Raw genomic sequence first — 13,191 nt, forward strand, 5'->3', positions numbered from 1 at the left:
AACCTCGGACTCGGTGACTTCCACCTCCTCCCCCGCGAACGAGATCTCCACTCCACCGTCGCGAGTGATGAAGAAAAACCCGCAGCACGGCAATCGGATTTGAGAGGCGTGGCCTGCGGCTTTCCCTCTCACCGAACATATCTCGCCCGGACGGATGTCGTCACCCTCTACTGGCGCGTACCTCCGTTCAGGTGAATAGGCCCTCTCGTTACCTGCAACGACACAAGATCTCAATCAGTTCCGGTTTATTTCGAAAGAGTCCGGTGATGCCGCGACGACTGCCGCGCACACCACGTCAACGACTCCGCCGGCGTCCACCGCGCCCGCGTCCACTTGCCGGTCGGGCCGCCGGCCCGTCCTCTCTCGCCTTGATCCGACGTTCTGTTCCTCTCTGCTTTCCCACGTCTCTCCCCCGTACACGGCCAAAGTCCCTGCAGCGTTCGGAATCGGCCCGGTCGCCCCGGACAAAATCTCCGGCCCGTACGAGACTGCCCGCACGGCTCGCGCGGCCTCCGCCAGCGAGGCCCCCGTGGTCATCACGTCGTCGACGAGGACGACCGGCCCCCCGCAGAGCAGCCGGGCACCTCCGCGAGCCACCGCCAGCGCGCCCGCGAGATTGTCCAGTCGCTGCCGGGAGTTGAGCCCCGACTGGTCGGCCACGGCCCGCCGCTGCCGCAGCACGCCGACCACCCGGGCCGGAAACCCCCTCCGCCGCAACTCACCCGCTGCCGCGAGCGCGATCCGCCGCGCCGGATCATGCCCCCGGGCTCGCACCGCCCGCCGCCCGGACGGCACCGGCACGAGCAGCACAGGAGCCCCACCGCCCCGGGACCAGGCCACCCCGGCCTCCGCCGGAGCCCAGGCGCCCTGGAGCCCCGCCCGCACGGCTCCCGCCAGCGCCACCCCGAGCGGTCCGGCGAGCGCCAGGGCACCCCGCTCCTTGTGGGCCAGCAGCGTCGCCCGGACCTCGTCCGCGTACCGGGCCGCCGCGTGCACCAAGGGCAGCCCGGGCGGCTCCGGCACCGGCCGCACCCGATGCACCGCGCCTCCGCTCAGCACCGCACGGCACCGCGCGCACAGCACCGTACGAGGCATCCCGCAGCCCCCACACGCGCCCGGCAGCACCAGGTCGGTGAGGTCCTGCCACCACCCCCGCATGGCCACCACTGTGCCCCTACGGGCCCGGCCCGGCCACCCCTGTGGACAACCGCCTGTGGACAACCAACCGCCCCGCCACCCGCTCGTCCCCCACACGAGCGACACCCGCAGAACTCACGAGCAGGAGCAGCGAGCAGCAACCCCACCCACACCCCCTGAATGCCGACGGCCGCCCCTCCCGAGTCCGGCCTCGGCAGGAGCGGCCGCCCACGCCCAGCACACCCCGGCCACACCTGCCACCGGGGGCGCTCGCAGATCACCCCGGATAGACCGGGGCCGTCCCCTCCGTCACCTTCTGCCACTGCTCGCCCGACGGCAGACGGACGATGCCGTCCACCGAGTACGCCACCAGCGGCAGCTGGTCGTCCTCGGCGGCGGTGACCTCCTTGACGCCGGTCAGGCCCGCGGGCGCCGGCACGTCCGGCGTGGAGCCGTCGACCTGGACGTACCGCATCTGCTCGACGCCCCCGTGCTCGCGCCCGACCACCACGAGCCGGCTGTCCCCGGCCCACGACATGGTGGTGATCTCCTCCAACTCCGGTGCCGCGGAGCGCAGTTCGACCACCCTGACGGCCGGCTTCTCACCCGGCTTCTCGTCCCGCTCGATCAGCCCGATGAGCAGGGTCTTCTTGTCGCCCTTCTGCACGACGAGCGCGATCCGCACCCCGTCGGCGGCGACCCGCACGGACTGGATCCGTCCGTCCAGGTGCGGCGTGCGCACCTCCACCGGATCGCCCTTGCCCTCCTCGAAGAGGAGCAGCCGGGGATGGTCGGGGTCACGGTCGGCCACCCACAGGCCGTCGTCCGCGTCCCAGCTGGGAGTCGTCAGCCGGTCCTTCTCGGCCTTGCCCTGGCTGCGCAGCACCGGCTCGCCCAGTGAACCGCCCGAGACCAGCGACCCCACGTACAGCGACCGGCCGTCGAGGCCGACGCCGGCCGCGGTGCGCTCGTCACGCGACACCGCCACCGACCGCAGCGCCGTGTCTCCGTCACCGAGCGCCCCCGGCACCGGGTCCGGCTCGATGTCACTGCTGCCCGCGGAGATCCGTACGAGCCGATGCTTGCCGTCGACGAAGTACAGGTAGCCGGGCGGCCGCGCCGAGCTCCGGGAGGCCGCCGAATCGGCCCCCGTCTGCGTGAGCGAGCACAGCTCCGCCCCGTCGGCCCGCAGCTCGACCTCGTCCACCGCCGGGCTGAGGTTCCGCAGCGTGAACAGCAACTGGGCGGCCATTTCCTGGCACCGGTTGGTGCCGATGCCCGCGGCCTTGTCGTTGAGCGGGACCGTCAGCTTGCTCCGGTCGTCGGGCGTCAGCGCTCCGGCGTCCTTGGCCAGCGCCGTACCGGTGGGGAAGCTCGACCTGACCACGGGTCCGAGCCACCGCGTGGGCCCGTTGAGCAGGGAGTTCACCATCTGCGTCATGGGCTCCACGCGCCGGCGCACGTAGACGGGGTCGGCGACCACCGTGGGCTGCGACCTCGATCCGGCCGCGGCGGTGTTCGAGGCGAAGTAGTACTTGCTGACGGACATGTAGTTGCGCTGGAAGTCCGACTCGCCCATGACGACGCCCTGCGGCAGCGCGTCGATCCGCCACTGCCGCTTGTCGTCCTGCGACAGGTGCACGCTCCTGCCGTACGCCCCCGTCGCCGGCGCGTACGCCTGCTGCGCGTCGACGGTGGCGACCTTGGTGCCGGTCAGCATGTACGAGATCTCGCCGGTGTCCTCCCCGCCGCCGCCCGGCTCGGGCTTGGCGCCCGGCCCGTCCGTGAGCACCGTGGCGGACGCCTCGGGCCGCCACGTCTTCGCGGCTTCGCCGGTCAGGTACTGACGCGCGGTCTTGTAGTGGGCATCGTCGCTGGTGAGTGCCTCCAGGAAACCCTGCACGATCTCTGAGGGCGGCGCGTCCTCCCCCGGCGGCACGGCGAACACCTGCACCTGGGTCTCCTGGCGCGGTGTGGACTCCACACCGCGCAGATCCCCGCTGTCCGGCATCGAGGCACACCCCGCCAGCACCAGAACGCCACAGGCGGCGTACGCCGTCACGCGCGCGTGCCTGCGCCGGCCGCGCCCCTCGCGGTCAGCGCCCACGAGATGCCTCCCCTTGCCTGTCCACGTCCCCGAACTCGCTTTCCCGGCTACCCGGGCCGGCGGAGCCGTTGTCCTCGTCCCGCGGCCCGTTCACGACCTGATCCCGTCCGGCCCGGCCGTCGGCACCCTCGTCGCGCCCTGTTCCCTCCGGGCCGCTCACGCCCCCGCCGGGAGCCGGCTCCTCCGCCCCCACCGATTCGTCCTGCCGCCGCGTGCCCGAGGCAGGCCTGGGGACCACTCGCGAACCGTTTCCGGGCAGCGCCGTCGGATCCGCCGTAGGGGCGACACGCGGGGGTATCGGATCCCGCTTGGCCCCCTGAGGCACCGGCCCGCTCACCGGCTGCGCCGGCACGGTCGCCCGCTTCTCGCCGTCCCCGCCGCCGCACGGCAGACCGGCGTCGTCGAGCCCCCGGTTGCGCCGTGAGTCCTTGGGCTCCAGCGGTATCGGGGAGCCCCTCAGAGGCTCGTCGGCGGTCCTGGGCAGCGTCAGCCGGAACTGCGAACCGCCGCCCGGCTCGCCCCACGCCTGCAGCCAGCCGCCGTGCAGCCGCGCGTCCTCCAGGGCGATGGACAACCCCAGGCCCGTACCCCCCGTGGTACGCGCGCGTGCCGGGTCGGCCCGCCAGAAGCGGCTGAACACACGGGTCGCCTCGCCCGGCTTGAGCCCGACACCGTAGTCCCGCACCGCGACGGCGACGGCACCGCCGGCCGCGGCGAGCTTGACGACGACGTCCCTGCCCTCGCCGTGCTCGACGGCGTTGACGACGAGGTTGCGCAGCACGCGCTCCACGCGCCGGGCGTCGGCCTCGGCGACGACGGGCTGCTGGGCGCCCAGGATCCGGATCCGCGTGTCCTTGCGCTCCGCGAGCGGCTCGGCCCCGCTGACCACCCGCCGTACGACGTCCCTGAGGTCTATCGGCTCCGCCTCCAGCGCCGCGGCGCCCGCGTCGAACCGGCTGATCTCCAGCAGGTCGGCGAGCAGTGACTCGAACCGGTCCAGCTGGTCGGCGAGCAGCTCCGCCGACCGCGCGGTCACCGGGTCGAAGTCCTCACGCGCCTCGTGGATGACGTCCGCGGCCATCCGGACGGTCGTCAGCGGCGTACGCAGCTCGTGCGACACGTCCGACACGAACCGGCGCTGCATCCGCGACAGGTCCTCCAGCTGGCTGATCTTCAACTGGAGGTTCTGCGCCATCTTGTTGAAGGCCTCCCCGAGCCGCGCGATGTCGTCCTCGCCGGTGACCTTCATACGCTCCTGAAGCCGCCCGGCCGACAGCCGCTCGGCGATCCCCGCCGCCATCCGCACCGGCGTGACGACCTGCCGCACAACGAGCCAGGCGATGGCCCCGAGCAGGACGACGACGAACAGCCCGGCCGTCGCCAGCGTGCCCTTGACCAGGCTCAGCGACTTCTCCTCCTGGGTGAGCGGGAAGAGGTAGTAGAGCTGGTACGGGTCGCCGTTGGGGTCGTCGACCTGCTTGCCGATGACCAGGCCGGGTTGGGAGTCCTTGGTCGCGTTGGTGTAGGTGATGCGGGTGTAGCTCTGCGCGGCCGTCGTACTGCTGCCGATCCGCTCGCGCAGGTCAGCGGGCACGCTCCTGTTCCAGTCCACCTCGCCGGAGGCACGCTGTCCGCGGCCGCCCGCGCCGTCCGCGTCGGTGGCCGGGAGCGTCACCACTTCGAAGGCGCCCTGGCCGCCGCTGGACAGCGAGGAGACGAGGTCGCTCATCCACGGGGTGACATTCTGCGCGGGACGCCCGTCCGATGTGGCGACGTCGTCGCCGGTGCCACTCGCCGCTTCGACGGCCCGCTGACTGGCCACCGCGAACCCGCCCGTGGCCTGGCTCTGGGACGCCTTCACCTTGGCGTCCAGCAGACCGTTGCGCACCTGCCCGATGACGACGAAGCCCAGCAGCAGCACCACGCCCAGCGACATCAGCAACGTCGTGACGACGACCTTGAGCTGGATGTTGCGCCGCCACAACCGCATGACGGGCAGCAACGGCCGGCGCACCCACCGCATGAACAGGCGGATGACCGGGCTGCCCTGGACTCCGCCCTGGAGCAGCAGCCCGCTCTCCAGGAACCGCCCCCAGCGGGAGCCGGACCTCTTCCGTCCGACAGACCGCTCCGGGCGGGCCCCGGACCGTCCGGGCGCCGAAGCGGCACTGTCGCCGGACATGTCAGCTCGGCCCTGCCTTGTACCCGACACCACGGACGGTCACCACGATCTCCGGCTTCTCCGGGTCCTTCTCGACCTTGGAGCGCAGCCGCTGCACATGCACGTTGACCAGCCGCGTGTCCGCCGCGTGCCGGTAGCCCCAGACCTGCTCCAGCAGCACCTCGCGCGTGAACACCTGCCACGGCTTGCGCGCGAGCGCGACCAGCAGGTCGAACTCCAGCGGCGTCAGCGCGATCGACTGCCCGTCCCGCTTCACCGAGTGCCCGGCCACGTCGATGACCAGGTCACCGATGGCGAGCTGCTCCGGAGCGGGCTCCTCCGACCGCCTGAGCCGCGCCCGGATCCGGGCCACCAGCTCCTTCGGCTTGAACGGCTTCACGATGTAGTCGTCCGCGCCCGACTCCAGGCCCACAACCACGTCGACCGTGTCGCTCTTCGCGGTCAGCATCACGATCGGCACACCCGACTCCGCCCTGATCAGGCGGCACACCTCGATGCCGTCCCGGCCGGGCAGCATCAGGTCGAGCAGCACCAGATCGGGCTTGGCCTCACGGAACGCGGCCAGCGCCTTGTCACCGTCGGCCACGAACGACGGCTCGAAACCCTCACCACGCAGCACAATCCCGAGCATCTCGGCCAGTGCGGTGTCGTCGTCGACGACAAGGACTCGTCCCTTCATAAACGACATCATCCCATTCTCATAACAGTGGCGAAGGCAGTGGTGAGGTAGGTCACCGGCCAGTGACCATAGTCGCAGCAAGCGCTACTGTCTGCCCTCGTCGGCCCGCAGATGATCTCCAGCCGGGCCCGGAGGCCGAGGGTGCCGGAGCCCGTCCCGCCCCGCGCACCTTCCGTAACGCCCCGCTCAGCCCGCCGCCACCCGGCGCCCACGCGCACACACCTCTGCGAGTGCCTCCGCCGTCACAGGCGAAACAACACCCTCCTCCGTGACGATCGCCGTCACCAGCTCGGACGGAGTCACGTCGAACGCCGGGTTGTACGCCTGCGTCCCCAGCGGCGCCACCGGAATCCCACCGCCCGCCTCCGCACCGACCACCGGCACCTGCGGCGCCGTCACCTCGGTCACCTCATGCCCGGGACGCTGCTCCACCTCGATGGACGCCCCGTCCGCCGTGTCCAGATCCACCGTCGTCACCGGCGCCACCACGATGAACGGCACATGGTGGTACCGCGCCAGCACCGCCAGCGGATAGCTCCCGACCTTGTTCGCCACCGAACCGTCCGCCGTGATGCGGTCCGCCCCGATCAGCACCGCGTCCACCTCCCCCGCGGCGAACAGGGACCCCGCCGCGTTGTCGGTGAGCAGCGTGTACGCCATCCCGCTGCGAGCCGCCTCGTACGCCGTCAGGCGCGCGCCCTGCAGCAACGGCCGCGTCTCGTCCACCCACAGCCGCCGCAGCCGCCCCGTCCGGTGCGCCGCGAGCGCCACCGCGAACGCCGTGCCCTCCCCGCCCGACACCAGCGAACCGGTGTTGCAGTGGGTGAGGATCCGGTGCCCGCCGCCGGGCAGCAGCTCGTCCAGCAGCGCCAGACCGTGCTCGGCCATCCGCCCACTGGCCTCGGCGTCCTCCCGGTGCAGCTGCCGCGCCGCGGCCAGCGCCGCCGCGGCCGCCTGCCTGACGTCACCGCCCTTGGCGAGCGCCACCTCGTGGGCCGACTGGGCCCGGCGCACACCCACGGCCAGGTTCACCGCGGTCGGCCGGGCGCCCGCCAGCGCGGCCGCGGCCTCCTCCACGTCGAAACCCCGCACGGCGGCGAGCGCGACACCGTACGCCCCCGCGATGCCGAGCAGCGGTGCTCCGCGCACGGCCAGCGAGCGGATCGCCTCCACCAGCGCGGGCGCGTCCGTACAGACCAGTTCGACCTCCTCGGCCGGCAGCCTCGTCTGGTTCAGCAGGACCAGAACGGGGCCTTCCGGTGGCTCTTCCCAGCGGATCGCCGGGATCTCGGTCGGCCGCTTGTCATCGCCGCTGTGCGCGTACTGATCAGCCATGCGGTCAGTCTGCCCCCTATCGAGCGGACAATTGAAGGTACGCAGCCCATACCGCGGCCGGTCACTCCAAGACCACCCCATGGCACGATGGCTGCCAACCTGCCGCCGCGACCGCGGACGGGCACCGTGAAGGAGCGACGATGAACGACACTCCGGGCTGGGCCTCGCCCGGATCCGCCCCGTCCGACGGCCGGAAGCCGGACCAGTCCGGCCCGGCCGAGCCCACCGACCGCCCCGCACAGCCCGCGGACCAGCCGGCCCAGCCCGGCCAGGCCCCGCAGGGCCCCGGCCCGCAGTGGTCCAAGGAACAGCCGCCGCCGGCCCAGTGGTCCGCCCCCAGCGGCCCGACCGCCCCCGGCCAGGCTCCCCCGCCCCCGCCCCCCGGCCCGGGTTGGGGCAACCAGCCCCCCGGCGGATACGGTCCGCAAGGCCACGGCGGCTGGGGAAGCGGCTGGGGCGGCCCCCCGCCCGCCGCCAAGCCCGGCATCATCCCGCTCCGCCCGCTCGGTGTGGGCGAGATCCTCGACGGCGCGGTCTCCACCATGCGCACCTACTGGCGCACGGTTTTGGGCATCTCGCTGACCGTCGCCGTCCTCACCGAGGTCATCGTCGTCCTGTTCCAGGGCCTCGTCCTGGACGACTCCAGCACCGACGCCCTCAACGACCCCAGCGCCACCCTCAGCGAGCTGAGCCGTGCCATGGGCGACGCCCTGCTCAACTCCAGCGTCGTCTTCGTGATCTCCCTGGTCGGCACCGTCATCGCGACCGCCCTGCTCACCACCGTCACCAGCCGCGCCGTACTCGGCAAGTCGGTGACCATCGGCGAGGCCTGGCGCGACGCCCGCCCGCAGATCCTCAAACTGTTCGGCCTCATCTGCGTGTTGCTGCTCATCACCGTCGGCGTCGTCACCGTGGGAGCCCTGCCCGGCCTCCTCGTCACCGTCGCCGGGAACAACGGCGCAGGCGTCGCCCTCACCGTCCTCGGCATCATCGGCGCCGGCATCGTCGCCCTGTGGCTGGCGATCCGCTTCTCCCTCGCCTCGCCCGCCCTGATGCTGGAGAAGCAGGGCATCAAGAAGGCCATGAGCCGCTCCGCGAAGCTCGTCCAGGGCACCTGGTGGCGGATCTTCGGCATCCAGCTGCTCGCCACGCTCATCGCGAACGTCGTCGCCTCGATCATCGTCATCCCCTTCACCCTCCTCGCCGCGGCCCTCAGCGGCGACGGCCTCACCGGCTGGCTCAACACCGGCGTCGGCAGCCTCGGCTGGTCGTTCCTCATCATCAGCGGCATCGGCTCGGTGATCGGCTCCATGATCACGTTCCCGATCACGGCAGGCGTCACCGTGCTCCTCTACATCGACCAGCGCATCCGCCGAGAGGCCCTCGACCTCGAACTGGCCCGCGCCGCGGGCGTCCAGGGCTACGGCCCCGGCGCCACCCCGGGGAGCTGATGCGGTGATCCGGGCGGGGGAACTTCTCACCACGGCGCTGCCACGCGCCGGCATACGGACGCTACTGAGCGCCGGCGACGCCTCCCTGCTGTCGTCGGCCCGCTCCGCCGACGAGCCGCCCCTCACCATCCCTCGCGACCCCGCACGCGAGGCGGCCCGGCACGAGCTCTCCAAGCGGATGTACCACGAGGACGACCCCAGCCTGTTCCAACGCGCCCTCGACGCCTTCTGGGACTGGCTCGGCAAACTCTTCAACGCCGCCTCGACCGCCACCCCCGGCGGCGCACTCGGCCTGGCCGTCATCATCCTGGCCGTCATCGCGGTCCTGGCCGCCCTGTGGTGGCGCCTGGGTACACCGCGCCGCCAACCCACCTCGTCCGCAGCCCTGTTCGACGACCGCCCCCGCAGCGCCGCCGACCACCGCGCCACCGCCGACGCACACGCCGCCCAGGGCCACTGGAACCAGGCCGTCCAGGAACGCATGCGCGCCCTCGTCCGGGCCCTCGAGGAACGCGCCCTCCTCGACGTCCGCCCCGGCCGCACCGCCGACGAGGCCGCAGCCGAAGCCGGCCGGGCCCTGCCCGCCCACACCGAGCGGCTGCGCACCGCCGCCCGCGACTTCGACGACGTCACATACGGCGGCCGTTCGGCGACCGAGCAGTCGTACCACCGCATCGCGGAACTCGACCGCGACCTGGAACGCGCCAAGCCCCAGCTCGCGACGAGCAGCGCCCACACGGCCCCCAACACCCGCCAGGGAGCCGCCGAATGACCACCGAGGCCACCCTCACGTCCACCTCGGCCTCGCCCACCGCCCGCCAGGTGTGGACCCGCGCGCGCGGCATCGCACTCGCCCTCGTGGTGCTCGTCGCGGGAGCCGTCGCCATCGCCGTCATCCGCTCCGACGCCCGCCACGGCGAACTCGACCCGCGCTCCGCCGACCCGGGCGGCAGCCGCGCCGTCGCCGAACTCCTCGCCGACCGGGGCGTGGACACCCGCGTGGTCACCACCCTGAACGAAGCAGCCGGCGCAGCCGGCCCGGACACGACCCTCCTGGTCGCCGCTCCGGACCTGCTGACCCGCAGTCAGCAGACCCGGCTGCACAACGCGTTCGCCGACTCCAGCGGCCGCACCGTCCTGGTCGCCTCCGGCAGCGCCTCCATCGAACGGCTCGCCCCCGGCGTCACCGCCGACCCCGCCACCAGCCTCGACTCGACGCTCTCCCCCGACTGCACCCTGCCCGCCGCCCGGCGCGCAGGCACCGCCGACACGGGCGGCGTCCGCTACACCACCACCCACCTCGGCGCCGACGAGTGCTACCCCAGCGAACGCCTGGCCACCCTGCTGCGCATCCCCGACGGCACCGGGGACGGCGACACCATCGCCCTGGGCGCGCCCGACATCCTTCTCAACGACCACCTCGACGAGCAGGGCAACGCCTCGCTCGCCCTCCAACTCCTCGGCTCCCGCCCCCATCTGGTCTGGTACCTCCCCTCGCTCTCCGACACGTCGGCCACCGGCCCCGACGACGAACGCAGCTTCTTCGACCTGCTCCCCTCGGGCTGGCTCTGGGGCACCCTGCAGCTCTTCATCGCCGCGGCCCTGGCCGCCCTGTGGCGGGCACGCCGACTCGGCCCCCTCGTGCCCGAAAAACTCCCCGTCGCGATCCGCGCCTCCGAAACCGCCGAAGGCCGCGCCCGCCTCTACCGCAAGACCGACGCCCGCGACCGCGCGGCCGACGCTCTTCGCTCCACCACCCGCACCCGCCTCGCCCCCCTCGTAGGCGTCCCCGTCACCCAGGCGCACACGCCCGAGGTCCTGCTCCCCGCCCTGTCCGCCCACCTCCACGGCGACGGCCAGGACCAGCACACCCTCCTCTTCGGACCACCGCCCAGCGACGACGCAGCACTCATCGCACTCGCCGACCGACTCGACGCCCTCGAAAGAGAGGTACGCCGTCCATGATGGACCCGACCACTGACAACGCCGGGCAGACCGGGGACCCGGGCACCGCCCGAGACGCCCTGGAGGCCCTGCGCGCCGAGATCGCCAAGGCCGTGGTCGGCCAGGACCCCGCCGTCACCGGCCTCGTCGTCGCCCTGCTCTGCCGCGGCCACGTCCTCCTCGAAGGCGTCCCCGGTGTCGCCAAGACCCTCCTGGTCCGCGCCCTCGCCGCCGCCCTCGAACTCGACACCAAACGCGTCCAGTTCACCCCCGACCTCATGCCGAGCGACGTGACCGGCTCCCTGGTCTACGACACCCGCAGCGCCGAGTTCTCCTTCCAGCCCGGCCCGGTCTTCACCAACCTCCTCCTCGCCGACGAGATCAACCGCACGCCCCCCAAGACCCAGTCGTCCCTCCTGGAAGCCATGGAGGAACGCCAGGTCACCGTCGACGGCACCCCCCGCCTCCTCCCCGACCCGTTCCTGGTCGCAGCGACCCAGAATCCGGTCGAGTACGAGGGCACCTACCCCCTCCCGGAAGCCCAGCTGGACCGCTTCCTCCTCAAACTCACCATCCCCCTGCCCTCCCGCCAGGACGAGATCGACGTCCTCACCCGCCACTCCGAGGGCTTCAACCCCCGCGACCTCCACGCCGCCGGCGTACGCCCCGTGGCGGGTCCCGCCGACCTGGAGGCAGCCCGCGCGGCGGTCGCCAAGACGACCATCTCCCCGGAGATCACCGCCTACGTCGTCGACATCTGCCGCGCCACCCGCGAGTCTCCGTCCCTCACCCTGGGCGTCTCCCCCCGAGGCGCCACGGCCCTCCTGGCCACCGCCCGCGCCTGGGCATGGCTCACCGGCCGCGACTACGTCATCCCCGACGACGTGAAGGCCCTCGCCCTCCCCACCCTCCGCCACCGCATCCAGCTCCGCCCGGAAGCCGAGATGGAAGGCGTGACGGCCGACTCCGTCATCAACGCGATCCTCGCCCACGTCCCCGTCCCCCGCTGATGGCATTCACCGGACGCGCCGCCCTCCTCACGGCCCTGGGCTCCCTCCCCGTCGGCATCTGGGAGCCCAGCTGGACGGGCATCCTGGCGGTCAACGCACCCCTGGCCGTGGCCTGCGCCTGCGACTTCGCGCTGGCCGCCCCCGTACGCCACCTGGGCCTGACCCGCTCCGGCGACACCTCCGTACGCCTCGGCGACACGGCGGACGTCACCCTCACCATCACCAACCCGTCCCGCCGTCCCCTGCGCGCCCGACTCCGCGACGCGTGGCCCCCCAGCACCTGGCAGCCCGGCACGGAAACAACAGCCTCCCGTCACCGCCTCACGGTCCCCCCGGGCGAACGCCGCCGTCTGACCACTCGCCTACGCCCCACCCGCCGAGGCGACCGCCAGGCCGACCGCGTCACCATCCGCTCATACGGCCCCCTCGGCCTCTTCGCCCGCCAGGGCACCCACCAGGTCCCCTGGACGGTTCGGGTCCTGCCCCCGTTCACCAGCCGCAAGCACCTGCCCTCCAAACTGGCCCGCCTCCGCGAACTCGACGGCCGCACCAGCGTCCTCACCCGCGGCGAAGGCACGGAGTTCGACAGCTTGCGCGAGTACGTCCCCGGCGACGACACCCGCTCCATCGACTGGCGCGCCACAGCCCGCCAGACCACGGTCGCCGTACGCACCTGGCGCCCCGAGCGCGACCGCCACATCCTCCTGGTCCTCGACACCGGCCGCACTTCTGCCGGCCGCGTCGGCGACGCACCCCGCCTCGATGCCTCGATGGACGCGGCCCTCCTCCTCGCCGCGCTCGCCTCCCGCGCCGGCGACCGGGTGGACCTCCTCGCCTACGACCGGAGAGTCCGCGCCCTTGTCCAGGGCCGCACCGCAGGCGACGTCCTTCCTGCCCTGGTCAACGCGATGGCCATGCTCGAGCCGGAACTCGTCGAAACGGACGCCAGAGGCCTCACAGCCACCGCACTCCGTACGTCCCCCCGCCGTTCCCTGATCGTCCTGCTCACCACGCTGGACGCGGCCCCCATCGAGGAGGGCCTGCTCCCGGTCCTCGCCCAGCTCACCCAGCGCCACACGGTCCTGCTGGCATCGGTGGCAGACCCGCACATCACAGAAATGGCCACAGCACGGGGCAACGTCGACGCCGTCTATGAGGCCGCCGCAGCCGCCCAGGCCCAGTCGGAACGTCACCGCACCGCAGAACAACTGCGCCGCCACGGTGTCACGGTCGTCGACGCCACACCGGACGACCTGGCGCCGGCACTGGCGGACGCGTATTTGGCATTGAAGGCGGCCGGACGCCTCTGACATAAATAGGGCCCCTTGAAAGGGGGCCTAAACGCA

Annotated in this window: 10 protein-coding genes; 5 read left to right on the forward strand and 5 right to left on the reverse strand. The window is 72.5% G+C overall.

Annotation, left to right across the window (positions count from 1 at the left end; genetic code table 11):
- Window positions 1-234: 234 nt before the first annotated feature.
- The 5 genes from CEB94_RS16150 to mtnA all read right to left on the reverse strand — a co-directional run bounded on the left by CEB94_RS16150 (window position 235) and on the right by mtnA (window position 7,440).
- Window positions 235-1,158, reverse strand: a complete 924-nt coding sequence (locus CEB94_RS16150) for a ComF family protein (RefSeq protein ID WP_175432898.1) — start codon at window positions 1,156-1,158, stop codon at window positions 235-237.
- Window positions 1,159-1,414: 256 nt separating this feature from the next.
- Window positions 1,415-3,244 carry an LpqB family beta-propeller domain-containing protein gene (locus CEB94_RS16155; RefSeq protein ID WP_175432899.1) on the reverse strand — a complete coding sequence of 610 codons (1,830 nt, stop codon included), beginning with the start codon at window positions 3,242-3,244 and terminating at the stop codon, window positions 1,415-1,417.
- Complete coding sequence (gene mtrB, locus CEB94_RS16160; RefSeq protein WP_246111811.1) at window positions 3,234-5,426, reverse strand: MtrAB system histidine kinase MtrB; 2,193 nt, start codon at window positions 5,424-5,426, stop codon at window positions 3,234-3,236. The genes CEB94_RS16155 and mtrB overlap by 11 nt, the downstream gene beginning before the upstream one ends.
- 1 nt (window position 5,427) lies before the next feature.
- Window positions 5,428-6,117, reverse strand: a complete 690-nt coding sequence (mtrA, locus tag CEB94_RS16165) for a two-component system response regulator MtrA (RefSeq protein ID WP_009188938.1) — start codon at window positions 6,115-6,117, stop codon at window positions 5,428-5,430.
- A 174-nt stretch (window positions 6,118-6,291) separates the two neighbouring features.
- Entirely contained in the window at window positions 6,292-7,440 is a 1,149-nt protein-coding gene (gene mtnA, locus CEB94_RS16170; RefSeq protein WP_175432900.1) for an S-methyl-5-thioribose-1-phosphate isomerase, read from the reverse strand.
- Window positions 7,441-7,580: 140 nt separating this feature from the next.
- Between mtnA and CEB94_RS16175 the strand changes: the two genes are divergently transcribed.
- The 5 genes from CEB94_RS16175 to CEB94_RS16195 are packed head-to-tail and all read left to right on the forward strand — an operon-like array spanning window position 7,581 to window position 13,155.
- Window positions 7,581-8,891 (forward strand): proline-rich domain-containing protein, encoded by a 1,311-nt coding sequence (locus CEB94_RS16175; RefSeq protein ID WP_175432901.1) that lies wholly within the window; start codon window positions 7,581-7,583, stop codon window positions 8,889-8,891.
- Window positions 8,892-8,895: 4 nt separating this feature from the next.
- Window positions 8,896-9,663 carry a DUF4129 domain-containing protein gene (locus tag CEB94_RS16180; protein ID WP_246111812.1) on the forward strand — a complete coding sequence of 256 codons (768 nt, stop codon included), beginning with the start codon at window positions 8,896-8,898 and terminating at the stop codon, window positions 9,661-9,663.
- On the forward strand, window positions 9,660-10,856 hold the full coding sequence (locus CEB94_RS16185; protein ID WP_175432902.1) for a DUF4350 domain-containing protein: 1,197 nt from the start codon (window positions 9,660-9,662) through the stop codon (window positions 10,854-10,856). Before CEB94_RS16180 ends, CEB94_RS16185 begins: the two co-directional genes overlap by 4 nt.
- Complete coding sequence (locus CEB94_RS16190) at window positions 10,856-11,845, forward strand: AAA family ATPase (RefSeq protein ID WP_175437023.1); 990 nt, start codon at window positions 10,856-10,858, stop codon at window positions 11,843-11,845. The genes CEB94_RS16185 and CEB94_RS16190 overlap by 1 nt, the downstream gene beginning before the upstream one ends.
- Window positions 11,845-13,155, forward strand: a complete 1,311-nt coding sequence (locus CEB94_RS16195) for a DUF58 domain-containing protein (protein ID WP_175432903.1) — start codon at window positions 11,845-11,847, stop codon at window positions 13,153-13,155. Before CEB94_RS16190 ends, CEB94_RS16195 begins: the two co-directional genes overlap by 1 nt.
- Window positions 13,156-13,191 lie beyond the last annotated feature (36 nt).

Source organism: Streptomyces hawaiiensis, assembly GCF_004803895.1.
In the GTDB taxonomy this organism is placed as follows: Bacteria; Actinomycetota; Actinomycetes; order Streptomycetales; family Streptomycetaceae; genus Streptomyces; species Streptomyces hawaiiensis.